General features: G+C 71.4%; 18 protein-coding genes. 6 read left to right on the forward strand and 12 right to left on the reverse strand.

Going from position 1 to position 14,638, the window contains the following annotated elements; genetic code table 11:
* Nucleotides 1-46 precede the first annotated feature (46 nt).
* Together ACZ5ON_RS22015 and ACZ5ON_RS22020 are read left to right on the forward strand one after the other, a co-directional pair.
* On the forward strand, nt 47-991 hold the full coding sequence (locus ACZ5ON_RS22015) for a helix-turn-helix domain-containing protein (protein ID WP_465595262.1): 945 nt from the start codon (nt 47-49) through the stop codon (nt 989-991).
* A 122-nt stretch (nt 992-1,113) separates the two neighbouring features.
* Nucleotides 1,114-2,088 carry a CAP domain-containing protein gene (locus ACZ5ON_RS22020; protein WP_465595158.1) on the forward strand — a complete coding sequence of 325 codons (975 nt, stop codon included), beginning with the start codon at nt 1,114-1,116 and terminating at the stop codon, nt 2,086-2,088.
* 100 nt (nt 2,089-2,188) lie between these two features.
* Here ACZ5ON_RS22020 and ACZ5ON_RS22025 read toward each other — a convergent pair whose 3' ends face one another.
* The 4 genes from ACZ5ON_RS22025 to ACZ5ON_RS22040 form a co-directional block, all read right to left on the reverse strand.
* Nucleotides 2,189-2,953: a MerR family transcriptional regulator gene (locus ACZ5ON_RS22025; protein WP_465595161.1), complete on the reverse strand. Its 765-nt coding sequence runs from the start codon at nt 2,951-2,953 to the stop codon at nt 2,189-2,191.
* A gap of 168 nt (nt 2,954-3,121) precedes the next feature.
* Nucleotides 3,122-3,547 carry a PPOX class F420-dependent oxidoreductase gene (locus ACZ5ON_RS22030; RefSeq protein WP_465595164.1) on the reverse strand — a complete coding sequence of 142 codons (426 nt, stop codon included), beginning with the start codon at nt 3,545-3,547 and terminating at the stop codon, nt 3,122-3,124.
* 105 nt (nt 3,548-3,652) lie between these two features.
* Nucleotides 3,653-3,985 (reverse strand): thioredoxin, encoded by a 333-nt coding sequence (gene trxA, locus ACZ5ON_RS22035; RefSeq protein WP_465595167.1) that lies wholly within the window; start codon nt 3,983-3,985, stop codon nt 3,653-3,655.
* Nucleotides 3,986-3,988: 3 nt separating this feature from the next.
* Nucleotides 3,989-4,417, reverse strand: a complete 429-nt coding sequence (locus ACZ5ON_RS22040) for a MerR family transcriptional regulator (protein ID WP_465595170.1) — start codon at nt 4,415-4,417, stop codon at nt 3,989-3,991.
* Between the two features lie 182 nt (nt 4,418-4,599).
* Here ACZ5ON_RS22040 and ACZ5ON_RS22045 point away from each other — a divergent pair, with 182 nt between their 5' ends.
* Nucleotides 4,600-4,758 (forward strand): hypothetical protein, encoded by a 159-nt coding sequence (locus ACZ5ON_RS22045; protein WP_465595173.1) that lies wholly within the window; start codon nt 4,600-4,602, stop codon nt 4,756-4,758.
* A gap of 83 nt (nt 4,759-4,841) precedes the next feature.
* Here the strand turns inward: ACZ5ON_RS22045 and ACZ5ON_RS22050 are convergent, their stop codons facing one another.
* The 3 genes from ACZ5ON_RS22050 to ACZ5ON_RS22060 form a co-directional block, all read right to left on the reverse strand.
* A complete protein-coding gene (locus tag ACZ5ON_RS22050) occupies nt 4,842-5,609 on the reverse strand; it encodes an SDR family NAD(P)-dependent oxidoreductase (RefSeq protein ID WP_465595176.1) in 768 nt (255 codons plus the stop codon).
* A gap of 163 nt (nt 5,610-5,772) precedes the next feature.
* Complete coding sequence (locus ACZ5ON_RS22055; RefSeq protein WP_465595179.1) at nt 5,773-6,006, reverse strand: DUF397 domain-containing protein; 234 nt, start codon at nt 6,004-6,006, stop codon at nt 5,773-5,775.
* Nucleotides 5,987-6,823, reverse strand: coding sequence for a helix-turn-helix domain-containing protein (locus tag ACZ5ON_RS22060; protein ID WP_465595181.1), 837 nt, complete (start codon nt 6,821-6,823; stop codon nt 5,987-5,989). Before ACZ5ON_RS22060 ends, ACZ5ON_RS22055 begins: the two co-directional genes overlap by 20 nt.
* A 128-nt stretch (nt 6,824-6,951) precedes the next feature.
* On the opposite strand from ACZ5ON_RS22060, the gene ACZ5ON_RS22065 reads away from it, so the two are divergent.
* Nucleotides 6,952-7,242, forward strand: a complete 291-nt coding sequence (locus tag ACZ5ON_RS22065) for a hypothetical protein (protein ID WP_465595184.1) — start codon at nt 6,952-6,954, stop codon at nt 7,240-7,242.
* Nucleotides 7,239-7,406, forward strand: coding sequence for a hypothetical protein (locus ACZ5ON_RS22070; protein ID WP_465595187.1), 168 nt, complete (start codon nt 7,239-7,241; stop codon nt 7,404-7,406). The genes ACZ5ON_RS22065 and ACZ5ON_RS22070 overlap by 4 nt, the downstream gene beginning before the upstream one ends.
* Nucleotides 7,407-7,436: 30 nt before the next feature.
* On the opposite strand, the gene ACZ5ON_RS22075 is transcribed toward ACZ5ON_RS22070, so the two are convergent.
* Genes ACZ5ON_RS22075 through ACZ5ON_RS22085 form a run of 3 tightly spaced genes read right to left on the reverse strand, consistent with a single transcriptional unit; the run spans nt 7,437 to nt 10,842 of the window.
* Nucleotides 7,437-8,171, reverse strand: a complete 735-nt coding sequence (locus ACZ5ON_RS22075; protein WP_465595189.1) for a succinate dehydrogenase/fumarate reductase iron-sulfur subunit — start codon at nt 8,169-8,171, stop codon at nt 7,437-7,439.
* Nucleotides 8,168-10,138: a fumarate reductase/succinate dehydrogenase flavoprotein subunit gene (locus ACZ5ON_RS22080; RefSeq protein WP_465595192.1), complete on the reverse strand. Its 1,971-nt coding sequence runs from the start codon at nt 10,136-10,138 to the stop codon at nt 8,168-8,170. The genes ACZ5ON_RS22075 and ACZ5ON_RS22080 overlap by 4 nt, the downstream gene beginning before the upstream one ends.
* Complete coding sequence (locus ACZ5ON_RS22085) at nt 10,135-10,842, reverse strand: succinate dehydrogenase cytochrome b subunit (protein WP_465595194.1); 708 nt, start codon at nt 10,840-10,842, stop codon at nt 10,135-10,137. The genes ACZ5ON_RS22080 and ACZ5ON_RS22085 overlap by 4 nt, the downstream gene beginning before the upstream one ends.
* A 96-nt stretch (nt 10,843-10,938) precedes the next feature.
* On the opposite strand from ACZ5ON_RS22085, the gene ACZ5ON_RS22090 reads away from it, so the two are divergent.
* Nucleotides 10,939-11,871, forward strand: coding sequence for a LysR family transcriptional regulator (locus ACZ5ON_RS22090; RefSeq protein ID WP_465595197.1), 933 nt, complete (start codon nt 10,939-10,941; stop codon nt 11,869-11,871).
* A 143-nt stretch (nt 11,872-12,014) separates the two neighbouring features.
* Here ACZ5ON_RS22090 and ACZ5ON_RS22095 read toward each other — a convergent pair whose 3' ends face one another.
* Both ACZ5ON_RS22095 and ACZ5ON_RS22100 read right to left on the reverse strand, forming a co-directional pair.
* Complete coding sequence (locus ACZ5ON_RS22095) at nt 12,015-13,664, reverse strand: LCP family protein (RefSeq protein WP_465595200.1); 1,650 nt, start codon at nt 13,662-13,664, stop codon at nt 12,015-12,017.
* Nucleotides 13,657-14,259 (reverse strand): DUF6542 domain-containing protein, encoded by a 603-nt coding sequence (locus ACZ5ON_RS22100; RefSeq protein ID WP_465595203.1) that lies wholly within the window; start codon nt 14,257-14,259, stop codon nt 13,657-13,659. The genes ACZ5ON_RS22095 and ACZ5ON_RS22100 overlap by 8 nt, the downstream gene beginning before the upstream one ends.
* Nucleotides 14,260-14,638: the final 379 nt, after the last annotated feature.

A 14,638-nucleotide genomic window follows, 5' to 3' on the forward strand; every position in this document is an offset into this window, starting at 1 on the left:
CCGGCCGGAGCCCGTCCACACCGTCGCGGTGTACGCCTTCGACGGCATGGCACCGTTCGAACTCGGCGTGGTCGTCGAGGTGTTCGGCCTGGCCCGGCCGGAGCTCAGCGGGCTGCTGGCGGCACCCTGGTACGGCCTCAGGGTCTGCGCCGACCGGCCGGGAACACCGCTCGGCGCGGTCGGCGGCTTCTCGATCACGGCCCGCTACGGGCTGGACGAACTGGCCGCCGCCGACACCGTCGTGGTGGTCGGCGTGCCCAACCCGTTCGCCGGCGAGGTCTCGCCCGGCCTGGTCGCCGCCCTGCGCACCGCCCACGATCGCGGCGCCCGGATCGTCTCCATCTGCTCCGGCGCCTTCGCCCTCGCGGCCGCCGGGCTGCTCGACCACCGGGCGGCCACCACCCACTGGCGGTACGCCGAACTCCTGCAACAGCGCTACCCGTTGGTCCGGGTCGACCCCGACGTGCTGTACGTGGACAACGGCGACGTGCTCACCAGCGCGGGCAGTGCCGCCGGGATCGACCTCTGCCTGTACCTGATCCGCCGCGACCACGGCGCCAAGGTCGCCAACACCGTCGCCCGCCGCTTCGTCGTGCCGCCCCACCGCGACGGCGGGCAGGCCCAGTTCATCGAGGCGGCGGTCCGGCCGGTCGATGAGGACGAGGACGGGATAGCCCGCTCCATGCAGTGGGCGCTGGACCACCTGTCCGCTCCGCTGACGGTGCCGCTGCTCGCCCGGCAGGCCCGGATGTCGGAGCGGTCCTACCTGCGGCACTTCACCGCGCGCAACGGGACCAGCCCGATGCGCTGGGTCATCACCCAGCGCATCGCCGCCAGCCTGCCGCTGCTCGAATCCCCCGACGGCACGGTCGAGGAGATCGCCGCCGCCGTCGGCTTCGACAGCGCCGCCACCTTCCGCCACCACTTCGGGCGGACGATGCACACCTCGCCGACGGCCTACCGGCGCGGTTCCGGCCGCGGCGTCGCGTAGTCCCCGGTCCGGTGGGCCTCCGAGACCCAGATCACTGCGCACATCCGGCCCGTTTTCCGTTATCCCGGGGCGGGTGGCGGGTCTCCCAAGCGTTGGTACACGACCCCGACGCTAGGTAGGCCATGAGCAGCGACTTCGAGACCGTGGTGACGGCGCCCTCCGGAGAGGGACACAGGCGTGCCGGAGGCCGGACCCGCAGGCGCGACCGCCGCCGGGCGGCCCCGGGCACCGCCGGACGGGCTCGCAGGATCGCCACCATGGCCGGGGCGGCCGCGCTCGTCGTCGCCGCCGCGGGTGCCGGCTTCGGCATCCTGGCCGCCTCGGGCGGTGCTCCGCGGCCGCAGACCGCCGCCGCCCTCCCGGACTTCGGTGCCCCCGCACCGGTCCTCGGCACGCCCTCGGCCGCTCCCTCGAACACGACCGCCGGGGCGACGCCCACCGCCGCCGCGTCGGCGAGCCCGACCAGCAACGCCACCGTCGCGGCTCCCGGCCCCGCCGGCTCCTCGACCGCCGCCCAGGAGTCCGCGAAGCAGTCCGGCTCCGCGGCTGCGAAGGGCCGCGCCGCCTCCCCGGGCGAACGGACCGCCGCGGCGGACGGATCGGCTCAGGACCGGCCGGGTGACCGCACGTCAGGCCGGTCCGCCACGCCCAGCGGTCCGCCCGCTCAGGCGCCCACGGTCAGCGGCAACTGGCCCGCCTCGCAGTCCGTGGCCGATGCCGAGGCCATCTCGCTGCAGCTGATCAACAAGGAGCGCGCGATGGCCGGGGTCCCGGCGCTGAAGCCCGCATCCGATCTCGCCGACTTCGCCACCCAGTGGGCCAAGCACATGCGCGAGACCGGCTTCGCCCACTCCGCCAACGCCTCCGGCGCGGGTCCCAGCCGCACCGCGCACCGCACCCTCACCGGGGAGTGCATAGTGATGTGGAGCGACCCCTCGATGACCGCCGAACAGGCCGCGGTGAAGTTCCAGGACATGTGGCGCAACCACCTCCCGCACTACCTGGCCCAGATCAACCCCGCGTACACCGAGATCGGCGTCGGCATCTACCACGACGAGAGCGGCTGGTGGGGCGTCCACGAGTTCGGCAACGGCTGAGTCCCCGGGCGGCGTTGACCACGGCGGCGGGTCTGCCGCCGTGGTCGACGCCCCTGTCCCGGCGACCGTTGGCCGCCACCTCCCCCGCGGGCGGCGGAGGCTACGCCTGGTGGGCGTCGGCGTTGGCGATCACGGCGTCGTGGAGCCACTGGGCCAGGCCGACCGCGAGCTTCTCGTAGGTGGCGGTGAACCGGGGGTCGGCGACGTACATCCCGGCGATGCCGCGGTGGATCTCGTAGGTGCAGTCGTAGAAGTTGCTGCTGATGTGCCGGCGGTGGGCCTCGGCGGCCTCCATGGCCTCCGCGCCGTCGGCGGCGGCGCCGGACCGGAACACCTCCACCAGACGGGAGTTGAGCGCCTCCGTCTCCACCTGGATCCGCTGCCAGTCGGCCTTGCTGTACTGGCCGGTGCGCTGCTGGGACTGCTTCCAGGCCTCGGTGTGGCCCCAGCGCTGCTCGGCCTCGGTCTCCCAGCTCTCCTGGTAGTCGGCACCGAAGACCTCGAACTTCTCCTCGGGCGTCAGCTGAATGCCCATCCTTCTCGCCTCCATGGCTTGTTCGACGGCTGCGGCCATTTCCTGGAGCTGCGCGATCCGTGAGGTGATCAGCTGGTGCTGACGGCGCAGGTGCTCGGTCGGGCTGACCGAGTCGTCGTCCAGGATGGACGCGATCTCTTCGAGGGAGAACCCGAGTTCGCGGTAGAAGAGGATCTGCTGCAGCCGGTCGAGGTCCGCGTCCTCGTACCGGCGGTAGCCGGCCGGGGTGCGACCGCTCGGCGACAGCAGTCCGATCTCGTCGTAGTGGTGCAGGGTCCGTACGGTCACCTTGGCGATCGCCGCCACCTGTCCCACCGAGTACGTGCTCATCGGGTCCGCTCCCTCCTCGATGGCTTCAGCCTGCCGCCTCACGTTGCGTGAGGGTCAACCCGGTACGAGGGCGGGCCGTGCGCCGAGCGACCCTACCCGGCGAAGAAGGACTTCGCGGCGGGCACGGCCTCCGCGTCGTCGAGGACTCGGCCAGTGCTCGGCCGGCACTCAGTCGGCCAGGTCTGCCACCGCGATGACGTGGTCGATCCTGACCCGGACCAGCAGTTCGCCCGGCACCCCGTTGCGCGCCGCCAGCTCCTCCCGCCGGTCCTCCCCCATGTACCGCGCGCCGATCCGTCCGGCCCACTCGCGCACCTCGGGCAGGTCGTCGCTGAGCACCGCCGTCCCCCTGACCGCGACGAAGGAGAAGGGCGGCCGCTCGTCGTCCACACAGAGCATCACCCGGGGGTCGCGGGCCAGGTTGCGGCCCTTGACGGTGTCCCGGCCGGTGTTGAACACGAGATCGTCGCCGTCCAGCAGGAAGCAGATCGGCGCCACGTGCGGGCTGCCGTCGGCCTTGGTGGTGGCCAGCTTGGCGGTGCGGGTACCGGCGGACAGGAAGGCCCGCCACTGGGATTCGGTCATCTGCGGCATGCGCCCCATGCTGGCCCAGGCCACCCCGCCGAACCGGGACAACCCGCCCGGCCCCCCACCGGGTCGACCGATCGGTTGAGCCTCCGACCGCCCGCCGGTATCCGCTCAGAGCACGTCGGACAGTTCGCGCAGGAGCTTCGCCTTGGCCCGCGCACCGACCATGCTCCTCACCGGCTGCCCGTCTCGGAAGACCATCAGCGTGGGCATCGACAGCACCCCGTACGCCGCCTGGGTCTCCGGGTTCTCGTCCACGTCGAGCTGGACGATCCTCAGCCGGCCCGCCTCCTCGCGGGCGATCTCGGCCAGCACCGGCGCGATCATCCGACAGGGCGGGCACCAGTCGGCGGTGAAGTCCACCAGCACCGGCAGTTCGGACTTCAGCACCTCCGCCGCGAAGTTCTGGTCGGTGACCGCCTCGACTCCCGTGATCTGCACCATGGTTCAGTTCCCCTCCGTCTCGTTCGGATGCGCGCTGAGCTCGCAGCGCGGTTGCGGACCGCCCGGTTGCACGGCCTGCGCCTCCAGCTCCGCCCTGGCGAGCTGGGCCCCCACCCGGTCGCGGACCTCCTGGAGCCCGGCGATGCAGCGGTCCAGCTCGGCCAGCTTGCTGCGGTAGACCTCCAGCGAGGCCGGGCAGGAGTCACCGGCCGGGTGACCGGCCCGCAGGCACTCCACGAACGGCCGGGTGTCCTCCAGTTCGAAGCCGAAGTCCTGCAGCAGCCGGATCTGGCGCAGCAGCCGCAAGTCCTCCTCGCCGTAGGACCGGTAGCCGTTGCCGCTGCGCCGCGCGGGCAGCAGGCCACGCGACTCGTAGTAGCGCAGCGTCCGCGTCGTGGTGCCCGCCTTCTCGGCCAGTTCTCCGATCCGCATGGGAACGACGGTAGACCTTGACCCCGACGTCAAGGCCAGCGGAATCGGCGGGCCGAGTCCTCGGATGCCCGTCCGGCCCGAGGGTGGCGGGCCCCGCCGGGAGCGCGGTCAGTCCTCCTCGGCCGACAGGTTCGGGATGTCGGCCGGGTACAGGCTCAGCAGCATTCCGTAAGCCTCGCCCCGTGGACGTCTTCCTCGGCGGCCGGGTCCTCGACCCGGCGTTCCAGGAGGAGCGCCACGTGGCGATGCGCGGCCTGAACGAGCTCATCGCCGGCGACGACCGGGTCGACGCGGTGATGCTGCCCGTGCGCGACGGCGTCACCCTCGCCCGCAAGCGCTGACCGCCCCGCCGGCGGGCGGCCGGCGCCCAGGACCCTGCGAAGGAAGTCCGGCTCCACAGCTGCCAAGGGCGGCGCCGCCGGCCCTACTGTGCGAGGTAGCCGCCGTCCACCGGCAGCACCGCCCCGGTGATGAAGCTCGCCTCGTCGGAGGCCAGGAACAGGATCGCCGCCGCCACCTCCTCCGGCTCACCGAACCTGGCCATCGGATGGAGCTTCTCGATCTCCTCCAGGTACTCCGGTCCGCCCGGCTCGTCGGCCAGCTTCCGGACCCGCTCCGTCCTGATCGTCCCGGGGGCCACCGCGTTGATCCGGATGCCCCTGGCTGCCCACTCGACCGCCAGGTGCTTGGTGAGGCCGGTGGCGACGAACTTCGCCGGGCCGTACGCCGCCTGACCCGACTGCCCGGCCAGCCCTGAGATGGAGGAGAGGCAGACGATCGAGCCGCCACCCGTCTGCTGCATCTGCTCGATCGCGTACTTGCAGGTCAGGAACATGCCCCGGCCGTCGACGGCCATCACCCTGTCCCAGTCCTCCGGGGTGGTCTCCAGGACGGTCTGCAGCGGGATGATCCCGGCGTTGGCGACCAGGGTGTCGATCCGCCCGAAGTCCTCGACCGCAGCCGCGATCATCTCGCGGGCGTCCTCTGACACCGAGACGTCCCCGACCACGGTCCGGATCTCCGCTCCCGCCTTGGCCAGTTCCTCCCGCAGCGCCTCCAGGCCGTCCCGGTCCACGTCGGTGAGCACCAGCTGGGCGCCCTCGGCGGCGAACAGCCGGGCCGTCGCCCGCCCGATCCCGACCGCCGCCCCGGTCACCACGGCCGCCTTGCCCCGCATCCGTCCGCCTGCCATCCGCCACGCTCCCATCAGCCACCGGTCGAGTACGGACCACCTTCCCACCCCGGCCGCCCCAACTGCGGTAGAAACCGGGGGAATCGACCGGAAGCAGCAACACGCGAGGCCCCGACCGGAACGGGGATCCGGTCGGAGCCTCGGGCACGGCGCCGGCGGCCCGTCAGATGGCGCCGAACTCACCTCGGGCGGTGGCGGCGGCGAACGCCAACCAGGCCTCTGTTGAGAAGCGGAGCTGCGGACCCTCAGGGTCCTTCGAGTCACGGACGGGGACTACGCCGTTGGTGGTGGCGAACTCCGGCGAGAACTCGATGCAGTTGCCACCAGCACCACCGCTGTAACTGCTCTTTCGCCAGCGATCAGCCGGTGAATTCCTGTCAACTGCTTTCATTTTCATAGCCCTTCGCTGCTGCCTCGATCAGGGCCAGGGACGCTTCCAATGGCAGCGCAGCGGCCCGCACCAGATCGTAGTTCCGCGAGCAGTTCGCCACAAAAGTCGGATCATCGAGGAGTTGACCCCAGTGCGGGCCCTCGCAGTAGGCCACAGGAGGCGCGTCGGCAAAGGACATGAGACTGAGCGACCCTTCTTGCAATGCATGCGCCCCGGCTCGGAATGGCAGTACCTGCAGAGCGATCTTGCTGCTGCGCACCAGTTCGACCAGGCGCAATAGTTGATCTCGCATCACCGTCGGACCGCCCGTACATCGACGGATGGCAGCCTCGTCCAGGACCACCCAATACTCAGGCCTTGTTGAGGCCTCGAAGATGCGTGCCCGCTCCAGGCGAAGGCGTACGAGCTCGTCGATCACTGCAGCAGGCCGCCAGGGATCTACCGATCGAAAAACCGCCCGCGCGTAGCCCTCGGTCTGCAGGAGCCCTGGCACCAGAGCCGTGTCGTACTCCCTGATCCCGCATGCCATCGCCTGCAGCTCTCGGACATTCTTGAAGTACTCGGGGAACCGGCTGCGCGTGACCATCGGATACAGCCGGGCGAAGTACCCATCAGTATCCAGAGCGGCATCAAGGCGCTCGGACAGATCCTTCTGCGGCTGCCTGGTCGCCGACTCCATCTGCCCGATGTAGGCGCCCGAGCAGAACACCAGTGCCCCCAGCGCCTCCTGCGAGAGCCCCCTGGCCTCCCGAAGACGGCGGAGTTCGGCCCCGTAGAAAGCCTGCGGAGACTCGGAAGAGTCAAGCTCCTTGGGGTTCGCCACAGCGCGGCACCTTCCCTTCCGACAGTCCCGTTGTTGGGAGCCTCCCTCTTCACAGACTAGTACCGGAGAGCGACGATTGGAGTACGGAATGTAACAATCGGGGTTGCGGCCCCACCGAGGAGCGCGCCATGGCTGCAAGTACCGGCCCGAGACCGAACACCCCTGCGAAGCACGGACGTTCGCGCCTCCAGCGCATCGCGACGGAGAGCCGGGCCGCCGCCCTCGCGGCGGAGGCGGAACTCGCCGATGCGCTGCGGCAGGCGGGCCTCGTACTGCCCTCGTTGGCCACGGAACGCCAGGCCGGCTACTTCATCACCGGCATCGTCCTGGTGGACCTCGGCAGAGCCCGGCCCGACGTGGTCTCACGGCTCGCGGCGATCGTCCGGCGCGGGGTGGCGGCCGGGGAGTCGGGCCCGTGAACGGCGAACCGACACCCGAAGACTCCGACCCGCAGCCGTCGGAGCAGGACCCTCGGCCGATCCTCACGCCCGAAGAGCACACCGACCGCCCGCTGAGTCCGGAGGAGTACGCCAACCGGGTCACACTCCTGCGCAGGCTCAGGCACATCAACAAGCTGACATGACACGGGACTTGGAGAACTGGCGAGCACACGTCACCGCAGACTGCGCAGGTACTCCCGGTTGAGCGCGGCGATACCGGAGAGCGGGATGCCCTTGGGGCAGGCGGTGGCGCACTCGCCGGTGTTGGTGCAGCCGCCGAAGCCCTCGGCGTCCATCGCGGCGACCATGTTCCGCACCCGGCTGCCGCGTTCGGGAGCGCCCTGTGGCATGAGGTTGAGGTGGACCACCTTGGCCGCGGTGAAGAGCATCGCGGAGCCGTTGGGGCAGGCGGCCACGCAGGCGCCGCAGCCGATGCACTCGGCGTGCTCGAAGGCGAGGTCCGCGGTCTCCTTGGGGACGGGGGTGGCGTGGGCCTCGGGGGCGCTGCCGGTGGGGGCGGTGATGTAGCCGCCGGAGCCGATGACGCGATCGAAGGCGGAGCGGTCCACCACCAGGTCGCGGACCACCGGGAAGGCGGCGGCGCGCCAGGGTTCGACGTCGATGGTGTCGCCGTCGTTGAAGTGCCGCATGTGCAGCTGGCAGGTGGTGGTGCGTTCCGGGCCGTGCGCCTGGCCGTTGATGACCATGCCGCAGGCGCCGCAGATGCCCTCGCGGCAGTCGTGGTCGAAGGCGACCGGTTCCTCGCCGCGCAGGATCAGCTCCTCGTTGAGGGTGTCCAGCATCTCCAGGAAGGACATGTCCGGGCTGATTCCGCCGACCTGGTAGGTGGTGAGTGCGCCCGGTGCCTCGGGACCGGCCTGCCGCCAGATCCGCAGGGTGAGGTTCATGTGTAGCTCCGCTGGGTGGGGTGGACGTACTCGAAGGTGAGCTGTTCGCGGTGGAGCACGGGGGCGCCTCCCGCACCGTGCTCTCCAGGGGCCGCCGATCCCCGGAACTCCCAGGCCGCCACGTAGGTGAACTCCTCGTCCAGGCGGGCCGCTTCGCCGTCCGGCGTGGCGCTCTCGGTGCGGAAGTGGCCGCCGCAGGACTCGGTGCGGTGCAGCGCGTCCAGGCACATCAGCTCGGCGAGTTCGAAGTAGTCGACCAGCCGGTTGGCCTTCTCCAGCGACTGGTTGAGCTGTTCACCGGTGCCGGGCACCTTGATCCGCCGCCAGAACTCCTCCCGCAGCTGCGGGATCCGCTCCAGCGCCTTGCGCAGTCCTGCCTCGTCGCGGGCCATTCCGCACTCGTCCCAGAGGAGTTCGCCGAGTTCACGGTGGAAGGAGTCGGGGGTGCGGTCGCCGTCGATCGCCAGCAGCAGGTTGAGCCGGTCGGCGGCGTCGGCGACGGCCTCCTCGACCGCCGGGTGGTCGGCCGGTACCGGTGGACCGTCCTGCCGCGCCAGGTAGTCGGGGAGGGTGGCCGGGAGGACGAAGTAGCCGTCGGCGAGGCCCTGCATCAGCGCGCTGGCGCCGAGCCGGTTGGCGCCGTGGTCGGAGAAGTTGGCCTCGCCGATCGCGAACAGGCCGGGAACCGTGGTCTGCAGGTCGTAGTCCACCCACAGGCCGCCCATGGTGTAGTGGATCGCGGGGTAGATCCGCATCGGGACCCGGTACGGATCCTCGGCGGTGATCCGCTCGTACATCTCGAACAGGTTGCCGTACCTCTCCTCGACGGCCGCCCGGCCCAACCGGCCTATCGCGTCGGCGAAGTCGAGGTAGACGCCCTGTCCGCCGGGGCCGACGCCGCGGCCCTCGTCGCAGACGACCTTGGCGGCCCGGGAGGCGATGTCACGCGGGACGAGGTTGCCGAAGGAGGGGTAGATCCGTTCCAGGTAGTAGTCGCGGTCCTGCTCGGGGATGTCCTGCGGCGCACGGGTGTCCCCGGCGGCCTTGGGCACCCAGATCCGGCCGTCGTTGCGCAGCGACTCGCTCATCAGGGTGAGCTTGGACTGGTGGTCGCCGGAGCGCGGGATGCAGGTCGGGTGGATCTGGGTGAAGCAGGGGTTGGCGAAGTGGGCGCCCCGGCGGTGGGCGCGCCAGATCGCCGTCGCGTTGGAGTTCTTGGCGTTGGTGGAGAGGTAGAACACGTTGCCGTAGCCGCCGGTCGCCAGCACCACGGCGTCGGCGAGGTGGGCGGTGATCTCGCCGGTGACCAGGTCGCGGGCGACGATGCCCCGGGCCCGGCCGTCGACCACGATCAGGTCCAGCATCTCGGTGCGCGGGTGCATCGCCACGTTGCCGGCCGCGATCTGCCGGGAGAGCGCCTGGTAGGCGCCGAGCAGCAGTTGCTGCCCGGTCTGGCCCCGGGCGTAGAAGGTGCGGGAGACCTGGACGCCGCCGAAGGAGCGGGTGTCCAGCAGTCCGCCGTACTCGCGGGCGAAGGGCACGCCCTGGGCGACGCACTGGTCGATGATCTCCACCGAGATCTCCGCCAGGCGGTGGACGCCTGATTCGCGCGCCCTGAAGTCCCCGCCCTTGACGGTGTCGTAGAACAGCCGGCGGATGCTGTCGCCGTCGTTGCGGTAGTTCTTGGCGGCGTTGATCCCGCCCTGGGCGGCGATCGAGTGCGCCCGGCGCGGTGAGTCCTGGAAGCAGAACTGCTCGACGTGGTAGCCCTGTTCGGCCAGCGTCGCACCGGCCGCGCCGCCCGCAAGACCGGTACCGACCACGATCACGCGGTGCTTGCGCCGGTTGGCCGGGTTGACCAGCTTCGCCTCGAACCGGCGGCGGCCCCAGCGGCCCTCGATCGGCCCGTCCGGCGCCTTGGTGTCGCGGATCGGCGTGCCCACGGTGTAGTTGAGGTACGAGCTCATTGCACGACTCCGGTCATGACGGCCACGGGGATGGAGATGAAGCCCGCCGTCAGCACCAGGGCGAGCAGGTTCGCGGTGAGCTTCAACGCCCGGTCGCGGCGCGGGTTGTTGACGCCGAGGGTCTGCGCGGCGCTCCAGAACCCGTGCCTGATGTGCAGGCCCAGCGCGAGCATCGCCACGATGTAGGTCCCGCCGCCGTACCAGGTGGAGAAGGAGGCCACCAGGTTCTGGTACGGGTGGCCGGCCTCGGCCCTCGGGTTCACGGTGAGGGTGGTCAGGTCCAGCAGGTGCCAGACGATGAACAGCGCCAGGATCACCCCGCCCCAGCGCATCGTCCTGGTCGCGTAGCTGGTCTGCCGCCGGCGGTGGACGTAGCCCTGCGGCCGGGCCGCCCGGTCGCGCCTGCTGAGCTGGTACGCGGCCGTGCCGTGCGCCAGGACGGCGGCCAGCAGCACCAGCCGGGCCAGCCAGACGAACCAGCCGTGCCGCAGGAACGGCTCGCCGATCGTGCGCAGCCAGGCCGCGTAGCCGTTGAGTTCGTCGGGGCCGAAGAAGACCTTCAGGTTGCCGAGCAGGTGCCCGACCAAGTAGAGCAGCAGGATCCCGCCGCTGACGGCCATGACCGCCTTCTTGCCGACGGTCGAGCGCCACAGGGTCGTCAGAGTGGACGGACGCCTCCGGCCCGTCCCAGTCGCCAATGCCATGACCACGACGGTAGGAATCCGGCCCACGGTACGTCCAAGACATGCTGCGGCTGGTCACGATAGGCAGGGCCTATCGAGGCTGCCTATAGTCGGGGCATGCAGCTGCAGCAGCTCCGCTACTTCGCCGCCGTGGCCGAGACCCGCAACTTCACCCGGGCCGCCGACCAGACCCATGTCTCCCAGCCGTCGCTCTCGCAGCAGATCCGCATCCTGGAGCGGGAGTTGGGCGCGGAGCTGTTCCACCGCACCCGTGGCAACATCGCCCTCACCGACGCGGGCGCCACGCTGCTGCCGCTCGCCCGGCGGATCCTCGCCGACGCGGACAGCGCCCGGCTCGCCGTGCAGGAGGTGGTCCAGCTGCAGCGCGGACGGGTGCGGCTGGGGGCGCCGCCGAGCCTGTGCGGGAGCCTGGTGCCGGATGTGCTCAGCGCCTTCCGGCACCGCTACCCGGGGGTGGAGCTGGCGGTGCAGGAGGGTGGTTCGCAGGACCTGGTCGCCGCGCTGGGCACCGGCGAGCTGGACCTCGCGCTGGTCATCGCCCCGCAGGCGGGTGAGGCGTGGCCGGCCCAGCTCGCGGTCACCGAGCTGCTGCACGAGCAGCTGGTGCTGGTCTCCTCCACGCGGCTGCCGCGCAAGCGGATCCGGGTGGAGGAACTGCGGGAGAGGCCGCTGGTGATGTTCCGCAAGGGGTACGCGCTGCGCGAGAGCGCGCTGGCGGCCTGCCGGGCGGCCGGGTTCGAGCCGCAGTTCGCCGTCGAGGGCGGGGAGTTGGACGCGGTGCTCGGCTTCGTACGGGCCGGGCTCGGCCCCGCGGTGGTCCCCGGCATGGTCGCCGCCCGCTCCGGCCTCCACCTGGCCACCTTCGCCGGGCCCGGCCTGGGCCGCACCATCGCCCTGGCCCACGGCCGCGACCTCCCCCTCACCCGCGCCGCCACTCAGCTGCGAACCACCCTCCTGGAGCACCTCCGCACCGCCGCCGCCCAGGGCTCCCTGCCCACGGGCACCCGGCTCCTCCCGATGGCGAAGTAGCCCCACCCGCAGCGCCGGGACGGCTCAGCGGGCGGTGGCGCCCTGGGGCGGGGTGAGCATGGCGGCGATCAGACGGTTGGCGACGGACTCAGGGATGGCTCGGGCGGCGGGATCCGGGAGGTCCGGGGCGGTGGCCCGGCCGCTCAGTCGACGCAGGGGATGCCGCCCGCCTTCACGGCGGGGCCCTGCATCGGGAGGGTGGAGGCCGGGTCCGGGGTGTCACTGCCGGACGGGGAGGCGGGGTCGTCCGAGCCGCTGCTGGGGGCCGAGTCGAGGCCGGTGCTGGCGGACGGCGGGGTGTACCCGGTGCCCAGGGTCACCACGATGCGGCCCGCGGGCACGGACGAGGAGGCGGTTGCGGTGACCCCGTAGCGGGCCGCCACCTTCTCGGCGGCGCCCTTCTCCCCGGAGCCGTACACCACGGTGGTGGTCCTCGGGTGGCTGGTCGCCTCGCCGGTCCGGCCGGCCTTGAGGCCCATGTCGGTGAGCGCCTTGGACTCGTTCGCCGCCGCCTTGCTGACCTTGGACGCGTTGTACACGTCCGCCGTGCCCTTCAGCGAACCGCCTCCGGAGTCGTCCGCCGGAGCGGTGGTGGCCTCCGAGTCACCGCCCGCGGTGTCGGAGGGGGCGGGCACCGGCGCCGAGTCGTGGCCGAACAGCTGCTGCACGATCCTCTTGATCAGATCGGGGTTGACGGTGTTGACGGCCTCACCGCCGATGGTCTTGAAGCCGCTGATCGGCAGGGTGTTGAACTCGACGTTGCCACCGGTGAGGTTGGGCGCCTGCTGGGCGAAGTCCAGGATGTCCCACTGGTTGTCGATGACCACGTCCTTCTTCACCACGTCGAACAGCTTCTGCATCTGCCCGAGGTCGCCTATCACCCCCTGCTGCTTCAGCTTGTACTCGACGGAGGCGATGAAGGCCTGCTGGCGGTGGGTGCGGTCGAGGTCGCCGCCCGGAAGGTTGTGCCGCTGGCGGACGAAGGAGAGGGCGTCCGCCGCGTTCAGGTCGCTGTAGCCGGCGGGGAGTTTGAGGCCGGTGCCGCCGCCCTCGTGGGTGGCGGTGCGGGAGATGATCGGGTCGCTGACCGGGTGGTTGAGGCAGACCCGGATCGGCTCCAGCGCCTTGGCGATGTCGTAGAAGCCGATCAGGTTGACCTCGGCGAAGTGGTCGATCGGGATGTCGAGGAACTTCTGCACCGTCTGGATGGTCGCCGAGCGCCCGGCCTCCCGGCTCTGCCGCTCCAACTCCGACTTGGACAGCCCCTTGCCCTGCAGCTTGCCCTCGGCGGCGTCCTTGGCGATCCCGTACGCCTCCTTGATCTTGTGCATCTTCCCGTCCGCGCCGTACGTCTGGACGTAGTCGTCGCGCGGGACGGACAGCGCCGTCACCTTGCCGCCGTTGGCCGGGATGTGCAGCACGATCAGGGAGTTGGTGTTGTAGCCGCCGATGTCGCTGCTGCTGCCGGCGTGCAGGTCGTCCTCGACCACCTGTGGCGGCAGGTCGTTGCCGTCCATGTCCTTGCGGCTGTCCAGGCCGATCAGCAGCAGGTTGACGGACTTGTCCAGGTGCGGCGGCGCGTTGCGCTTGGCCTCGTCCAGCGCGCTGGAGGTGGTCAGCCCGGCCTGGAGGTCCTTCAGCGTGTACCAGGTGAAGCCACTGGAGCCGAGCACCGCCACCGAGACGACGCAGGCCGCGGTCCGGCCGGCCATCAGCAGCCGCGAGATCCGCCGTCCGCCGCGGCCGCCGCCCGGCTTGCGCGACCGCACCTGACCCTGCCTGCCCTCAGCCACGACGGCCCCTTCCCTCCCGCAGCACGCGGACCACGATCACCAGCAGTACGGCCAGCACGGCCGCCGACATCACCGGGAAGGCGTGGGTCACCCAGCGCAGCGCCCCACTGGCCAGCGCCTTGCCCTGGTACTTGTCCCCGTTGACGAGGTACTCGGTCCCGACGGCCACCGTCAGCACCACCACCGGCGCGGAGGTGACCACCCACCACCAGCCGGCCCGGCTGCTGACCAGCGTGGCCAGCGCCGCACCCAGCACCGCGCAGACCGCGAAGACCACGCCGACCCCGGACCCGGTCACCGCGTCGACCACGGCGCCGAGCACCGGCAGTCCGAGCGCCGGGTACACCGCGGGCAGCCGCTCTCCGGTACCGCGTCCGGCGTTCGCCGCACGGGCGTCCCGGCGGCCCCGGCCGTCGGCGTCCTCGATGGACCGCCGGCTGCCCGGGACCTGCCCGGCGGCCGCGCCGGGACGCCGCTGCGCGGTGGCGCCGGTGCTCCGCGCGAGGCCCTCGTCCGAGCGCCGCGCGGGCGGGACCGGGCGCTGACGCCGCGCTTCCGCCTCACCGTAGGGCGCACGCGCCCGTTGTCCCGCCATGCCCACACCCCTCGTTCGCTCGGCTGCTGAAACGCCACGTCCCGCCTCGACCCGGGCCGGTGCGGACACCGGCCGACGGGCGGCGGAGGCACGCGAGTGCGTCCTCGTCACCTACCGGGACATGCGGCGCCCGAGCGCCGGTTCCGACGTTCGAGCCGCCCGGACGGGCCTCCCACTTACTTCTACAGACGTGTAGATAATGACCGAAGCATACAAAGGCGCTCCCTCGAAGTCACCCGCAGGGGTGTAACGGCTCCACCACTCGCCTACGTGCAACGAGCGACAGCCACAGCGGTGGCGCTGCCTGCGTCGCGACCGCCCCGGCACCGCACCGCGACCGCCCCCGACCCCGGCATCCGGGAGAGCGCCGTCGCCTCGC

Source organism: Kitasatospora sp. NPDC032150, from assembly GCF_055579945.1.

Coding starts and splice junctions, on each gene's coding strand:
- ACZ5ON_RS22015 (WP_465595262.1), top strand. CDS start 47: ATGGCACCGTTCGAACTCGGCGTGGTCGTCGAGGTGTTCGGCCTGGCC.
- ACZ5ON_RS22020 (WP_465595158.1), top strand. CDS start 1,114: ATGAGCAGCGACTTCGAGACCGTGGTGACGGCGCCCTCCGGAGAGGGA.
- ACZ5ON_RS22025 (WP_465595161.1), bottom strand. CDS start 2,953: ATGAGCACGTACTCGGTGGGACAGGTGGCGGCGATCGCCAAGGTGACC.
- ACZ5ON_RS22030 (WP_465595164.1), bottom strand. CDS start 3,547: ATGCCGCAGATGACCGAATCCCAGTGGCGGGCCTTCCTGTCCGCCGGT.
- trxA (WP_465595167.1), bottom strand. CDS start 3,985: ATGGTGCAGATCACGGGAGTCGAGGCGGTCACCGACCAGAACTTCGCG.
- ACZ5ON_RS22040 (WP_465595170.1), bottom strand. CDS start 4,417: ATGCGGATCGGAGAACTGGCCGAGAAGGCGGGCACCACGACGCGGACG.
- ACZ5ON_RS22050 (WP_465595176.1), bottom strand. CDS start 5,609: ATGGCAGGCGGACGGATGCGGGGCAAGGCGGCCGTGGTGACCGGGGCG.
- ACZ5ON_RS22055 (WP_465595179.1), bottom strand. CDS start 6,006: ATGAAAATGAAAGCAGTTGACAGGAATTCACCGGCTGATCGCTGGCGA.
- ACZ5ON_RS22065 (WP_465595184.1), top strand. CDS start 6,952: ATGGCTGCAAGTACCGGCCCGAGACCGAACACCCCTGCGAAGCACGGA.
- ACZ5ON_RS22075 (WP_465595189.1), bottom strand. CDS start 8,171: ATGAACCTCACCCTGCGGATCTGGCGGCAGGCCGGTCCCGAGGCACCG.
- ACZ5ON_RS22080 (WP_465595192.1), bottom strand. CDS start 10,138: ATGAGCTCGTACCTCAACTACACCGTGGGCACGCCGATCCGCGACACC.
- ACZ5ON_RS22085 (WP_465595194.1), bottom strand. CDS start 10,842: ATGGCATTGGCGACTGGGACGGGCCGGAGGCGTCCGTCCACTCTGACG.
- ACZ5ON_RS22090 (WP_465595197.1), top strand. CDS start 10,939: ATGCAGCTGCAGCAGCTCCGCTACTTCGCCGCCGTGGCCGAGACCCGC.
- ACZ5ON_RS22100 (WP_465595203.1), bottom strand. CDS start 14,259: ATGGCGGGACAACGGGCGCGTGCGCCCTACGGTGAGGCGGAAGCGCGG.